This window comes from Enterobacter sp. MEB024 (assembly GCF_030209635.1).
In the GTDB taxonomy this organism is placed as follows: domain Bacteria; phylum Pseudomonadota; class Gammaproteobacteria; order Enterobacterales; family Enterobacteriaceae; genus Enterobacter; species Enterobacter ludwigii.
In genome coordinates, this window is record NZ_JARVRQ010000002.1 from 36,414 (window position 1) to 49,361 (window position 12,948).

Sequence of the window (12,948 nt, forward strand, 5' to 3'; positions counted from 1 at the left end):
ACCCGCCACAAATATTGCCTTGATTGCTTGCCCACAGAGCGGGAAGAGTACGCTACACCTTGCAGGCGATTAACCTGATATGCTAAGGGAGATATTATGCAGAAGAAATTAAAAGTCGTAACCATTGGCGGCGGCAGCAGTTATACCCCGGAATTACTCGAAGGTTTCCTGAAACGTTATCATGAATTACCGGTCAGCGAATTATGGCTGGTGGACGTTGAGGAAGGTCAGGAGAAACTGAATATCATTTTTGAGCTCTGCAAGCGGATGGTCGCGAAAGCCGGTGTGCCATTGACCGTGCATAAAACCCTCGACCGTCGCCTGGCGCTGCAGGATGCCGACTTCGTGACGACTCAGCTGCGCGTCGGTCAACTCAAAGCGCGTGAAATGGATGAACGTATTCCACTGAGCCACGGCTATCTGGGGCAGGAGACCAACGGCGCGGGCGGCCTGTTCAAGGGGCTGCGTACCATTCCGGTCATTTTTGACATCATCAACGATGTGGAAGCGATCTGCCCCAACGCGTGGGTGATTAACTTCACCAACCCGGCCGGGATGGTGACCGAGGCTGTCTATCGCCACACCGATTTCAAACGCTTTATCGGCGTCTGTAATATTCCGATTGGCATGAAGATGTTCATCAGCGATGTGCTGGAGTTGACCGATACCGACGATCTTTCTATCGATCTCTTTGGCCTGAACCACATGGTGTTTATCAAAGATGTCATCGTGAATGGTCAGTCTCGCTTTAGCGAACTGCTTGACGGCGTAGCCTCCGGACGTCTGACCGCTGCGTCAGTGAAAAACATCTTTGACCTGCCGTTCAGCGAAGGGCTGATCCGCTCGCTTAATCTGCTGCCTTGCTCATACCTGCTTTACTACTTCAAACAGAAAGAGATGCTGGCCATCGAGATGGGTGAGTACTATAAGGGTGGCGCACGCGCTCAGGTGGTGCAGAAAGTTGAAAAGCAGCTGTTTGATTTGTATAAAGATCCGAACCTGAACGTGAAACCGAAAGAGCTTGAGCTGCGCGGCGGAGCGTATTATTCCGATGCGGCGTGTGAAGTGATCAACGCCATTTACAACGACAAGCAGGCCGAGCACTACCTCAATGTGCCGCATCACGGTCATATCGACAACATCCCGGCTGACTGGGCCGTTGAGATGACCTGCATTCTGGGACGTGATGGCGCCAGGCCGCATCCACGGATTACCTACTTTGATGATAAAGTGATGGGGTTGATCCACACCATCAAAGGGTTTGAAGTGGCAGCCAGCAATGCGGCGCTGAGCGGTGAACTCAATGACGTTCTTCTGGCGCTCAATCTCAGCCCACTGGTCCATTCCGATCGCGATGCCGAGCAACTGGCCAGCGAAATGATTCTGGCGCATGAAAAATGGTTGCCTAATTTTGCCGCCACGATTGAGAAGCTGAAATTCAAACAGCACTGAGAGGATGTGTGATGGAAAACCTGCTGATCGTCAATGCTGATGATTTTGGTCTCTCAAAAGGTCAAAACTACGGCATTATTGAAGCCTGCCGCCGGGGTGTGGTGACCTCAACAACAGCACTGGTTAATGGTGATGCGGTTGAACACGCAGCTCAGCTCAGCCGCGAGGTGCCAGCGCTGGGCGTCGGCATGCACTTTGTATTGACGCTCGGGATGCCGCTTTCACCGATGCCAGGACTGACGCGGGACGGACAGCTGGGCAAATGGATTTGGGAGCAGGCAGAGCAGGGCACGCTGCCGCTCGAGGAGATTACCCGCGAGCTGGACTGTCAGTTCAACCGTTTCGTCGATCTCTTTGGCCGTGAACCCACGCATATTGACAGCCATCATCACGTGCATATGATCCCGGCACTTTTCCCGTCAGTGGCGGAATTTACACAGCGCAAAGGCGTGGCAATGCGCGTGGATCGTGAGGTGCAGGCGCTGCACGGGCTGTCATTGTCTTCTGTGCCCACAACGGACGGGTTCAGTAGCGCGTTCTACGGCGACGAGATTAGCGAAGCGCTGTTCCTGCAGGTGCTGGATGAGTCCGCCACGCGCGGGGAACGGTCGCTGGAAGTGATGGCACACCCGGCGTTTGTCGATAACATTGTGCGTAAAAGTGCCTACTGCTGGCCGCGACTGGCGGAACTGGATGTGCTGACGTCGGCATCGCTGAAATACGCCATTGCCGAGCGTGGGTACCGTCTGGGCACCTTTGAGGATGTATGAAAATAGCCCGTAGGCGCGGTGCCTGCCGGGCTGAGTAAACGATGTCAATCAACGCCGGGTCGGGCAAAGCCAGACCCGGCTTTTCTTTTATGCCGGTATACGATCAATCTTACTGCTGCGTGACCACACACGGTGCGCTGCGAGCAGATCGAACAGCTTCGTCATAAACGCATCATCGACGTTATCGCCTTCGACAATACCATCTTCACCTTGCTCAGCCACCTTCAGGTGCGCTTTAAACTGTCGCGCATCGCCGGACAGGGCGATCGGCTTCAGGTGTTTATAGGCTTCCAGCAGATAATAAATCGCATCGCCATTGTTCAGCAGACTGTCGATGTCGCCGCACGGCACAATCACCGCATCAACGGTGAGCGATGGTGCTCCGGCAAAGGTGGCCGCAACCGGCAGCACTGAACCGTCGTCGGCGGTCACTTCCCCCATGCGGGAATAGAGCAGTTTGGCGTGAACGCCTTTGGTTTTCAGCGCCTGCATAATCCCCAGCACGTCGCTGGCACGGGTTTTGTCATTCAGCAGAATGGCCACTACCCGGCCTTTTATCGAGCCACCCGGCACCGCATACAGACTCAGGGACGGATCTTTCTTCAGGCCGTTAACGTCTTTCGGTGGGGCCGCATTGCGTTGCTCATCCGTCAGCGTAATGCCAAGGTTATCCGCCACGCTCTGGGCAAGCTGAATATCGATATGGGCGAGCTGATCGACCACGCGCTCGCGGATGTAAGTCCGCACCACTTTGCTCAGTTCAAAGCTAAAGCCGCCGATAATGTGCTGTTGCTCGATCGGCGTCTGGCTGTTCCAGAACAGGCGAGGTTGGGCATAATACTCGCCGAATGACGGGCTACGCTCGCGGATTTTATTGCCATCGATGCGCTCCTGGTACGACTCAAAACCACCGCGTTTCGGTCCCGGCGGCGTTTCGCGCGGCCAGTTATCGTTGATGGAGTTCGGCTCATAGTTAGCCGGATTGGTATCGATATCCTGGCGATGCATCCCGTCGCGCTGGAAATTGTGGTACGGGCAGGTTGGACGGTTAATCGGAATTTCGTGGAAGTTGGGCCCGCCAAGGCGACTGATCTGCGTATCGGTATAGGAGAACAATCGCCCCTGCAGGAGGGGATCGTTCGTGAAATCCAGCCCCGGAACGATATGCCCCGGGTGGAACGCGACCTGCTCATTTTCGGCAAAGAAATTGTCCGGGTTACGGTTGAGCACCATTTTACCCACCAGCTGAACCGGCACCAGCTCCTCTGGGATCAGCTTAGTCGGGTCGAGAAGGTCGAAATCGAAGTTAAACTCATCCTCTTCCGGGATCAGCTGTAACCCCAGTTCATATTCCGGGAAGTCACCGGCTTCAATCGACTCCCACAGCTCACGACGGTGGAAGTCTGGATCGCGCCCGGTCAGCTTCTGGGCTTCATCCCACACCAGCGAGGCTTTGCCCGCCACAGGCTTCCAGTGGAAGCGTACGAATGTGGCTTTCCCGTCCGCGTTGATCATCCTGAAGGTATGAATACCAAACCCTTCCATCGTGCGGTAGCTGCGCGGAATGCCCCGGTCTGACATCGCCCACATCACGTTGTGTAACGTTTCTGGTTGCAGTGAGACATAATCCCAGAAGGTGTCATGCGCACTTTGTCCCTGCGGTATGGCCCAGTGGGGCTCCGGTTTTACCGCATGGACAAAGTCAGGAAATTTATGCGCATCCTGAATGAAGAACACCGGGGTGTTATTGCCGACGAGATCGAAAATACCCTCTTCGGTATAAAATTTGGTGGCGAAGCCGCGGATATCACGCACGGTATCTGCCGAACCCGCGCCGCCCTGCACGGTTGAAAAGCGGACAAAGACCGGTGTGATTTTGTCCGGATCGGAAAGGAAATCCGCTTTGGTTATCTCTTTGAGGCTTTTGTAGGGCTGGAAGTAGCCGTGTGCCGCGGAGCCACGCGCGTGAACGATGCGCTCAGGTATACGTTCATGGTCAAAATGGGTGATTTTTTCCCGCAGAATAAAGTCTTCCAGCAGGGTCGGTCCGCGCGTTCCCGCACGTAGCGAGTTTTGATCGTCAGCAATGCGCACGCCCTGGTTGGTGGTAAGTGCAAAACCTTCGCCGCCTTTACGGTGGGACTCAAGGGATTTCAGCTTCTCGTTTCCGGTATCCGGGGATTTCATACTTCCCGGCGCGGTAGGCTGTTCGCCAGGTGCGGAAGGGCCGGGGGATGGGCGGTGAGAGCCATCCGCTGGGGCCAGAGAGTCCATGCCTGGTTGAGATTCTTCAGTGCCATGAATGGGTGATTGATGTGTTTTATCTTTGTTCGACATTGCACGCTTCTCCTTTATCCATTGCTAAAAACCTTGTTAACTATAGAACAATGTGGCGAAAGGGCGGGCGAACTAAGAGTTTTCAGATGACCTGGTTAAGGAATGCGCTATCAGAGCGATGCAGGGCGCGACGCGTGGGGGGAGGATCGGCTATCATAGAATTTTCCTGCTTCCAGAATGTGCTTTAGTGAACCCGTCGCTTATGAAACCTTTTCGTCAACAAAACCGCCCTGTCATTAGCTACGTGCCCCGCGTCGAACCCGCGCCGCCCGAACACGCCCTGAAGGTGGATGGTTTTCGTGATGTCTGGCAACTGCGCGGTAAATACGTAGCGTTTGTTCTGATGGGAGAACACTTCCGCCGTTCGCCCGCGTTTTCGGGGCCGGAGTCGGCCCAGCGATGGGCGAACCAGGTCCGCCAGGATGAAGAGATTGAAGAATAACAGCCAAAAAAAAACCGCCATCAGGCGGTTTTTTTTATTCATCCGTGATTAACGGTGCGCCAGTTCAGCGTCGTCTTCACTTTCCAGAATGGTTTTATCGGTCTGCTTCAGCCACTGGCTGGTCAACGTACCGGCGGTCATGGAACCGCTCACGTTCAGCGCAGTACGACCCATGTCGATCAGCGGCTCAACGGAGATCAGCAGGGCAACCAGCGTCACCGGCAGACCCAGGGCCGGCAGGACAATCAGCGCGGCGAAGGTTGCGCCACCGCCAACACCCGCAACGCCTGCGGAGCTGATGGTAACAATCCCGACCAGCGTGGCAATCCAAACGGGATCCAGTGGGTTGATACCCACGGTCGGAGCAACCATTACCGCCAGCATTGCAGGGTAGAGACCTGCGCAACCGTTCTGACCAATGGTGGCACCAAAGGAGGCAGAGAAGCTGGCAATAGATTCCGGTACGCCCAGACGACGGGTCTGCGCTTCAACGTTCAGCGGAATAGACGCGGCGCTGGAACGGCTGGTAAACGCAAAGGTCAGTACCGGCCACACTTTACGGAAGTATTTCAGCGGGCTAACGCCATTGACGCCCAGCAGGATACCGTGCACCACGAACATAATGCCCAGACCCAGATAAGAGGCGACGACGAAGCTACCCAGCTTAATGATGTCCTGCAGGTTAGAGCCGGCAACCACTTTGGTCATCAGCGCCAGAACACCGTAAGGGGTCAACTGCATCACCAGACGGACCAGCTTCATTACCCAGCTTTGCAAGGTATCGATAGCCACCAGCACGCGCTCGCCTTTCGGCGCGTCGTCTTTCAGCAGCTTCAGCGCCGCCACACCGAGGAAGGCCGCAAAGATCACCACGCTGATAATGGAGGTTGGGCTGGCACCGGTCAGGTCAGCAAACGGGTTCTTCGGCACGAAAGAGAGCACCATCTGTGGCACCGTCAGGTCAGCGACTTTACCCACGTAGTTGGTCTGAATCGCGGTAAGACGCGCCGTTTCAGCCGTACCCTGGACCAGACCTTCAGCGGTCAGCCCGAACAGGTTGGTGACCAGCACACCGACCAGAGCTGCAATCAGCGTGGTAAACAGCAGCGTACCGATGGTCAGGAAGCTGATTTTACCCAACTGGGTGGCGTTATGCAGACGGGCAACGGCGCTCAGAATAGAGGCAAACACCAGCGGCATAACGATCATCTGCAGCAGCTGGACATAGCCGTTACCGACGATGTTGAACCACTGAATAGAATCTTTCAGAACTGGATTATCGGAGCCGTAAATAGCCTGCAACGCCAGACCAAACACGACACCCATGGCCAGACCAACCAGCACTTTCTTCGCGAGGCTCCACTGTTTGTGGCGCGCCTGCGCGAGAAGCAATAGCAATACAACGAACACCACAATGTTCGCGATGAGTGGAAAATTCATCCCCGTTCTCCTGATTTATTATACGGTCGGTTTTTACCGATCCTGTTGGCGCAAGATTATCAGAAGTGTGATGTGGCGCTTATATCCAAATGGAATGGGTTATGACAAATGGAAATAATTTGTGTGCTTAGTGTTCAATCTGGTGATTAATGAACCGATTAAACTGAAATTGCAGCGAATTGATCATCTGGGATGACCAGCGCACTGCACTGTTTTCGGGCAAGGTTTGCGGCATCCAGACGGCGTAGGCAAAGAGCGCCATACACAACACACGCTCAAGCTGATTACCTTTCTGCGGCGCAAGAATGGGCAAACGGAAACGCCAGCGGCATGGCCAGAGCAGCGGCACGCCCGCAGGCGTCAGCATATCGGCAAGGATATGGCTTAAATAACCCAGCACCATTCCCTGGATAGCATCGGCGGGCACTATCCAGCTCTCAGGGACTTTTAAATAGAACAGGGTGAGCAGGCCGAATACGGCCAGCAGGCTGTGGGTAAACCCACGGTGACCAAACGCGCGGGCGATGGGTTTTGATATCCACTTTAGCCGCTGTCCCAGGAATGACTTTGGATGGTCGATATCGGGCAGCAGACAGGTCAACACGGCGGACGGGACAATATGCCACCAGTCCCCCTGTGCGAGCACAGGGGTAAGTTCAGCGTTTTTGGCAAAAACTGCGCACGCAATGGAAAAAAGCAGATGGCCTTCCGCCGTCATGATAAAACCCATAAAACTGTCAATTCATACAGTATAGGGTTTTTATACAGTAGACGAAAGAGGTGACGGTGTAACTGTATGTCACAAACGCGCCTAGCGCGCCAGCCAGCCCCCGTCGACGGCTAACGTATGACCGTTCACGTAATCCGAGGCGGCGGAGGCTAAAAAGACCACCGGTCCCTGCAGGTCTTCCGGAACTCCCCAGCGCCCGGCAGGTATCCGGTCGAGGATCTCCTGGCTGCGCTGCTGGTCATCTCGCAGTTGCTGAGTGTTGTTGGTCGCCATATAGCCCGGCGCGATGGCATTAACATTGATGCCGTGTGTCGCCCATTCATTCGCCAGCAGACGCGTGATCCCCAACACGCCGCTTTTGGACGCGGTGTAAGAGGGCACGCGGATGCCGCCCTGGAATGAGAGCATCGAGGCGATATTAATGATTTTCCCGCCCTGGCCCTGCGCAATAAACTGTTTAGCCACGGCCTGGGAGAGGAAAAAAAGCGATTTCAGATTCAGGTTGATGACGTCATCCCAGTCCTTTTCGCTGAACGCGAGAGCATCTTCACGGCGTATGGTCCCGGCATTGTTCACCAGAATATCGACTCGCCCCATCTCAGCAACCGCGCTGTCAACAACGTTCTGAAGACTCTCCTGCTGACTGAGGTCGGCCCGAATCGCCCTGAACCGCCTTCCGAGTGCGCTAATGCAGGCAGCCGTTTCCTCCGGCGCTTTGCGGTTAACACCCACGATGTCGCATCCCGCCTGCGCCAGCGCAATGGCCATGGCTTGTCCCAGACCGGTATCGCATCCGGTGACGATGGCCACTTTTCCTGACAGAGTGAAGTTATCCAGTATCATACGCGCCTCAGAAGTAAGGTTATTGTCATTCTGACGCTAAGGATAGAAGCGGGGGATAAGAAAAGCAAACAAAATGAAACGATGTTTTGTTTTTAAGGCAGGCAGCCTGACGCTGCCTGAAAGGGGCGGGTTACTCGCCGCGCAGGTGCTGCGCCGTCAGCTCAACCAGTGAGTTCAGCTTTACGTCGGCAAGGGCAAAACGGGGATCGTGTCGGCCTTCCTCCGCGGGAACAACAATCGAACGCATGCGCGCGGCCTTCGAGGCCACCATTCCGTTAACGGAATCTTCCAGCGCGACACAGCAGAGGGGATCAAGACCGAGCTTAGCGGCACAGTCGAGATAGACCTGCGGGTGCGGCTTGCTGTATGGCAACGTTTCCGCTGAGGCCAGCGCGTCGAAGCTGTCGCGCAGCTCAAACATGGTCAGCACTTTTTCCAGCATATGCAGCGGTGAAGCTGACGCCAGGCCAACTTTCAACCCCTGCGCTTTACACAGCGCGACGGCTTCACGCACCCCGGGCAGCAGGGGCTTGCTCTCTTCCACCAGTGAGATGGCGCGGCTGATAATGCGCGCGGTCACTTCGTCGCGATCGGGTCCTACCCACGGCTGCTGGGCATACCACAGGTCCACCACCATATCGATGCGCAGACCAAGCGTATCCGGAAGTTCATTACGGCGGCTGATATCAACGCCCAGGCTGGCGATAACGTCCAGTTCGGCGCGATCCCACAACGGTTCGGAATCGATCAGTAATCCATCCATGTCAAAAATTGCGGCAAGAATCTGGCGCGGTGTCGACATCACAACGTCTCCTTATCCAGGGTGTACGACAGACGATAAATGCTAAGTGCACTCTGCAATTTAGCATATTGCCTTTAAAGAGCGGGCGAAAATGATGGTCAGCAGGTAGACTTAGGCAGAAATAACGCGTCTTTATGAAGGGGAACTGATGACGTATCAACAAGCTGGACGCATTGCTGTCTTAAAACGTATTGCTGGCTGGGTAATTTTTATTCCAGCCGTCATTTCGACGCTGATCTCTGTGCTCAAATTTATGTACGATCACAGTGAAAAACAGCCAGGTATTAATGCGGTAATGCTTGATTTTGCTCATGTCATGATTGAAATGATGCGTTTTAACACGCCGTTTCTGAATGTCTTTTGGTTCAATTCGCCGACGCCGAATTTTCATCAGCAGTTGAATCTCGGGTTTTGGGTGATCTACGCGCTGATCTTTATTGGTATGGCGTTGCAGGCCTCTGGCGCACGCATGAGCCGTCAGACGCGCTTTTTACGCGAAGGTGTGGAAGACCAGATGATTCTCGAACAGGCGAAAGGCCCGGAAGGGATGAGCCGCGAGCAGATTGAGTCCCGCATTGTTGTGCCGCGTCACACCATTTTCCTGCAAATTTTCCCGCTGTATATCCTGCCAGTCATTATCATCGTGGCGGGTTACTTCTTCTTTTCGCTGTTGGGATTCCTGTAACCGATAAGGGTGGCGACATAGCCACCCGTCCCGCCATTACGCGGCAAGCACACGTTCAAGTGCCCTCTGGGCATTGACCAGATGCTCTCCGCCAAACAGAATGGCGCGGTTCATCAGTGTGTAGAGCTGATACACCGGCTGGCGCTCAAGAAAACCCTGCGGCAGAGGCAGCACGGACTGGTACCCGTCGTAAATTTGCGGCGGTTGCTCAGGGTGCAGTGGCAGCATCGCCAGGTCACACTCCCTGTCGCCCCAGTAACAGGCCGGGTCGAAGATATAGGGGCCGTCAGGACCCAGCGCGCAGTTATCTGACCACAAATCGCCGTGCAGCAGAGACGGCTGAGGCTGGTGGGATGCCAGACGCTGCTGAATGTGTTCGACGATGGCATCGATATTGCCAAACTCCAGACCTTTCTCCGCAGCCAGTTCCAGCTGCCAGCCAATGCGTTGCTCAGCAAAGAATGTCGACCAGCGTCGTTGCCAGGCATTAGGTTGTGGAGTGGTGGAGAGGTCGTTGTCAAAATCGAGACCAAACTGCGGCTGGTCGCTCCATTGATGCAGTCGCGCTAACTGTTGGCCGAGAATGAAGGCGTTATGGGCGTCTAACGGGCGGGCAGGAAGAAATTCCATGACCAGAAAACTGTAGTCGCGGTCGCTGCCCACGGCCCAGACCTGCGGGACCGTCACCGTTTTACTGCGCGACAACAGTTCCAGCTGGTCGGCTTCGGCGGTGAAAATCGGAAGCAGCTCTCGCTCATCGCATTTAACAAAGAGATCGCGCCCGGCGTAGCGTAAGTGCCATGCGGCGTGGATTTCTCCGCCTGGCAGTTCGTTCCGCAGTTCAATTTCACCTTCACCCAGTTGCTCACTTAAAAGATGACTGATAGCCTGCCACATGTTGTCTCTCCCATGTTGTCTGCCAGATCATAAAGTTAGCGCATAATTGCGGTAAAAAAATACGAACTAACGCACACCTGAGCGGTTTAAATTCATGCAGGGCACTTATTGTTCTTTTTTCTGCCAGCTTTCCCAGGTATCAAGATCAATTTCTGCCGCTTTGTCGGTCACGCTTTCGACCAGACTGGCCGCCAGAGCGTGAACCTCTTCTTTACTCAGGGCGCTGATCAGGCCAAACGTCAGGGTGCCTAAATCATGGATATTGCCCTCGTCATCCGTGAGTGTGAGCAGGAAATTGGCCCGGGTAAAGGCGTTGTTGAGCTCATTAAGCTCGGTCAGCGACGCTTGATGAATGTTGATGGTAACGACGTAGCGGGTGATGTCACCACTGCTCATAATTCACCTCATTGTTATCTTGGAAGTTTTCTTAGCATAGTCGATAGGCTGCGTTTGGCGACTATGCCGCGTATTTCCCCTTCACAGAGAAGGGGAAAAGGGGGATTAATTTCGGGACAGGTAATCGACGATTTTTTGCGTGTCGCTAAGCGAACAGAGACGTGTGCCCTGGTTGATGGTGGCAGCGCTACCCGCTGCGACGCCGTAGCGTGTCATCTCCAGTAGCGAAGCACCCTGAGCCAGTTTCAGGGTCATCGCTCCAACCATGCTATCACCTGCGCCCACGGTACTCTGGCTTTTCATCGGCGGCGGAACAACCTGAACGGACCCCGTTTCGTCCACGGCCAGGGCACCCTGCGGGCCAAGGGAGACCACGACCCGTCGCGCTTTGCCGCTGTGAACCAGCTCCTGCGCGGCGGTGAGGACATCGTCCGGCTGGTTCAGCTCGCGGTTCACCAGCGCGCTTAACTCTTTCTGGTTGGGTTTAACCAGCTCAAGATTGCCCGGCGTCAGGGCTGCCTGCAGCGCCTCGCCGCTACTGTCGACAATGCAGCGGATACTGCGTTGCTGCGCGGCCCGAATCAGCGCCGTCAGTTTTTCCGTGCTGACACCGGGCGGCAGGCTGCCGCTTATCACCAGCAGAGCACCGCTCTCAATGGCCAGCACCTTCTCTTCAAGCTGACGAAACTCATCTTCACTGAGTTTTGCACCCGGCATGACGAAACGGTATTGCTCGCCACTGGACTCCACGTGCACATGCAGGTTTTGCCGCGTCCAGTCTTTGGACTCGACGGACTGCGAGGCCACCTGTTCATCGGCCAGCAGAGAGACCAGGTGCTCACCGGTCGCGCCGCCTGCGGGGAAAATTGCTGTCGCCTTTCCACCGAGGTGCGTTATGGCTCGCGCCACATTGATACCGCCGCCGCCGGGCTCAAACACCGGGGCGCTGCAGCGCAATTTACCTTCCGGGTAAATCTGGGGCGTCAGGGTGGCGGAGTCGAGGGAAGGGGAGAGCGTCAGGGTGTAGATAGAAACCATCATTACCTCCTTTTAGCGTGGGTTCCTTTTAGTCTGGCACCATTTGTCAGGAAGGCAATGTAAATAACAGTATGATTTTAAATATGAATACTGACATAAAGTCTGCTGCGGCTTATATAAAATAAAACGCTTTTTGAGATCGTTCTTATTCAAAAAATGAAATAAGAAATCATTGCTATGTTATTTGCGGCTTTTTATAATTTGTTACCTTTCTCTGGACGCCTTGTCATTGATCCTCAAGAAAGTTTCCGGGACCGTGTGGTCTCTTTTTTTGTTGTACGGACTCCTTAATAAAATGAAGCTTTTGAAGACAGTACCCGCTGCACTGATGCTGGCGGGTGGCGTGTTTGCTGCAATGAACGCGACCGCAGATGATTCCGTTTTTACTGTCATGGACGATCCAGCCACCGCGCAAAAACCGTTTGAAGGTAACCTGAACGCTGGCTATCTTGCACAATCCGGTAACACGAAAAGCTCCTCTCTCACGGCGGACAGTACGCTGACCTGGTACGGTAATACCACCGCCTGGTCTCTGTGGGGAAATGCCAGTAACACCTCCGCGAATGACGAACGCTCTTCCGAGAAATATGCGGTTGGCGGACGTAGCCGTTACAACATGACCGACTTTGACTACCTGTTTGGTCAGGCCAGCTGGTTAACTGACCGTTACAACGGCTATCGCCAGCGTGATGTGTTCACTGCCGGTTACGGTCGTCAGTTCCTGAACGGTCCGGTACACAGTTTACGTTTTGAATTCGGTCCAGGTGTGCGCTACGACGAGTACACCGACGGCGAAACCAAAACTCAACCGCTCGGTTACGCTTCCGGCACCTATGCCTGGCAGATGACTGACAACACCAAATTTACCCAGGGGGTGTCTGTGTTTGGTGCCGACGATACGACGCTGAACTCAGAAACAGCGCTGAACGTGGCCATCAACGAACACTTTGGCCTGAAAGTGGCCTACAACGTCACCTGGAACTCTTCTCCTCCTGATTCTGCTCCGGATCATACCGACCGCAGAACCACGGTTTCACTGGGTTATAAAATGTAATATTCTCGGGCCGATTACGCTATCGGCCCGTTTTTTATTTTTTGAAACTGTGCTGTTTTATA

The 12,948-nt window shown here is 54.6% G+C and carries 13 protein-coding genes; 5 read left to right on the forward strand and 8 right to left on the reverse strand.

The window, feature by feature from the left end:
* Window positions 1-96: 96 nt before the first annotated feature.
* Complete coding sequence (locus tag QRN24_RS02380; RefSeq protein ID WP_284942292.1) at window positions 97-1,452, forward strand: 6-phospho-beta-glucosidase; 1,356 nt, start codon at window positions 97-99, stop codon at window positions 1,450-1,452.
* Between the two features lie 11 nt (window positions 1,453-1,463).
* Window positions 1,464-2,222 carry a chitin disaccharide deacetylase gene (chbG, locus tag QRN24_RS02385; protein ID WP_284942293.1) on the forward strand — a complete coding sequence of 253 codons (759 nt, stop codon included), beginning with the start codon at window positions 1,464-1,466 and terminating at the stop codon, window positions 2,220-2,222.
* 87 nt (window positions 2,223-2,309) lie between these two features.
* On the opposite strand, the gene katE is transcribed toward chbG, so the two are convergent.
* A complete protein-coding gene (katE, locus tag QRN24_RS02390; protein WP_020884413.1) occupies window positions 2,310-4,559 on the reverse strand; it encodes a catalase HPII in 2,250 nt (749 codons plus the stop codon).
* Between the two features lie 187 nt (window positions 4,560-4,746).
* Between katE and cedA the strand changes: the two genes are divergently transcribed.
* Window positions 4,747-5,001, forward strand: coding sequence for a cell division activator CedA (gene cedA, locus QRN24_RS02395; protein WP_071605472.1), 255 nt, complete (start codon window positions 4,747-4,749; stop codon window positions 4,999-5,001).
* Between the two features lie 48 nt (window positions 5,002-5,049).
* Here cedA and QRN24_RS02400 read toward each other — a convergent pair whose 3' ends face one another.
* The 4 genes from QRN24_RS02400 to hxpB form a co-directional block, all read right to left on the reverse strand.
* Window positions 5,050-6,441: an L-cystine transporter gene (locus tag QRN24_RS02400; RefSeq protein ID WP_014169681.1), complete on the reverse strand. Its 1,392-nt coding sequence runs from the start codon at window positions 6,439-6,441 to the stop codon at window positions 5,050-5,052.
* A 127-nt stretch (window positions 6,442-6,568) separates the two neighbouring features.
* The gene (locus tag QRN24_RS02405; protein WP_020884412.1) at window positions 6,569-7,159 is read right to left on the reverse strand and encodes a metal-dependent hydrolase; all 591 of its coding nucleotides are present in this window, start codon (window positions 7,157-7,159) and stop codon (window positions 6,569-6,571) included.
* Window positions 7,160-7,252: 93 nt separating this feature from the next.
* Complete coding sequence (gene kduD / locus QRN24_RS02410; RefSeq protein ID WP_014169683.1) at window positions 7,253-8,014, reverse strand: 2-dehydro-3-deoxy-D-gluconate 5-dehydrogenase KduD; 762 nt, start codon at window positions 8,012-8,014, stop codon at window positions 7,253-7,255.
* Between the two features lie 130 nt (window positions 8,015-8,144).
* Window positions 8,145-8,816 (reverse strand): hexitol phosphatase HxpB, encoded by a 672-nt coding sequence (hxpB, locus tag QRN24_RS02415; protein ID WP_025204401.1) that lies wholly within the window; start codon window positions 8,814-8,816, stop codon window positions 8,145-8,147.
* A gap of 148 nt (window positions 8,817-8,964) precedes the next feature.
* Here hxpB and QRN24_RS02420 point away from each other — a divergent pair, with 148 nt between their 5' ends.
* Window positions 8,965-9,501, forward strand: coding sequence for a YniB family protein (locus QRN24_RS02420; RefSeq protein WP_014169686.1), 537 nt, complete (start codon window positions 8,965-8,967; stop codon window positions 9,499-9,501).
* A gap of 36 nt (window positions 9,502-9,537) precedes the next feature.
* On the opposite strand, the gene QRN24_RS02425 is transcribed toward QRN24_RS02420, so the two are convergent.
* The 3 genes from QRN24_RS02425 to pfkB form a co-directional block, all read right to left on the reverse strand.
* Window positions 9,538-10,398, reverse strand: coding sequence for a fructosamine kinase family protein (locus tag QRN24_RS02425; protein ID WP_014169687.1), 861 nt, complete (start codon window positions 10,396-10,398; stop codon window positions 9,538-9,540).
* A 105-nt stretch (window positions 10,399-10,503) separates the two neighbouring features.
* On the reverse strand, window positions 10,504-10,794 hold the full coding sequence (ghoS, locus tag QRN24_RS02430; protein ID WP_014169688.1) for a type V toxin-antitoxin system endoribonuclease antitoxin GhoS: 291 nt from the start codon (window positions 10,792-10,794) through the stop codon (window positions 10,504-10,506).
* Between the two features lie 105 nt (window positions 10,795-10,899).
* A complete protein-coding gene (pfkB, locus tag QRN24_RS02435; protein ID WP_183516659.1) occupies window positions 10,900-11,832 on the reverse strand; it encodes a 6-phosphofructokinase II in 933 nt (310 codons plus the stop codon).
* Window positions 11,833-12,127: 295 nt separating this feature from the next.
* Between pfkB and QRN24_RS02440 the strand changes: the two genes are divergently transcribed.
* Window positions 12,128-12,886: a DUF481 domain-containing protein gene (locus QRN24_RS02440; RefSeq protein ID WP_025204400.1), complete on the forward strand. Its 759-nt coding sequence runs from the start codon at window positions 12,128-12,130 to the stop codon at window positions 12,884-12,886.
* Window positions 12,887-12,948: the final 62 nt, after the last annotated feature.

Excerpts from the sequence above, each read along its gene's own strand:
- QRN24_RS02420 (WP_014169686.1), top strand. The coding sequence starts at position 8,965 with ATGACGTATCAACAAGCTGGACGCATTGCTGTCTTAAAACGTATTGCT.
- chbG (WP_284942293.1), top strand. The coding sequence starts at position 1,464 with ATGGAAAACCTGCTGATCGTCAATGCTGATGATTTTGGTCTCTCAAAA.
- pfkB (WP_183516659.1), bottom strand. The coding sequence starts at position 11,832 with ATGGTTTCTATCTACACCCTGACGCTCTCCCCTTCCCTCGACTCCGCC.
- ghoS (WP_014169688.1), bottom strand. The coding sequence starts at position 10,794 with ATGAGCAGTGGTGACATCACCCGCTACGTCGTTACCATCAACATTCAT.
- QRN24_RS02380 (WP_284942292.1), top strand. The coding sequence starts at position 97 with ATGCAGAAGAAATTAAAAGTCGTAACCATTGGCGGCGGCAGCAGTTAT.
- QRN24_RS02400 (WP_014169681.1), bottom strand. The coding sequence starts at position 6,441 with ATGAATTTTCCACTCATCGCGAACATTGTGGTGTTCGTTGTATTGCTA.
- QRN24_RS02425 (WP_014169687.1), bottom strand. The coding sequence starts at position 10,398 with ATGTGGCAGGCTATCAGTCATCTTTTAAGTGAGCAACTGGGTGAAGGT.
- hxpB (WP_025204401.1), bottom strand. The coding sequence starts at position 8,816 with ATGTCGACACCGCGCCAGATTCTTGCCGCAATTTTTGACATGGATGGA.
- QRN24_RS02405 (WP_020884412.1), bottom strand. The coding sequence starts at position 7,159 with ATGACGGCGGAAGGCCATCTGCTTTTTTCCATTGCGTGCGCAGTTTTT.
- katE (WP_020884413.1), bottom strand. The coding sequence starts at position 4,559 with ATGTCGAACAAAGATAAAACACATCAATCACCCATTCATGGCACTGAA.
- kduD (WP_014169683.1), bottom strand. The coding sequence starts at position 8,014 with ATGATACTGGATAACTTCACTCTGTCAGGAAAAGTGGCCATCGTCACC.
- QRN24_RS02440 (WP_025204400.1), top strand. The coding sequence starts at position 12,128 with ATGAAGCTTTTGAAGACAGTACCCGCTGCACTGATGCTGGCGGGTGGC.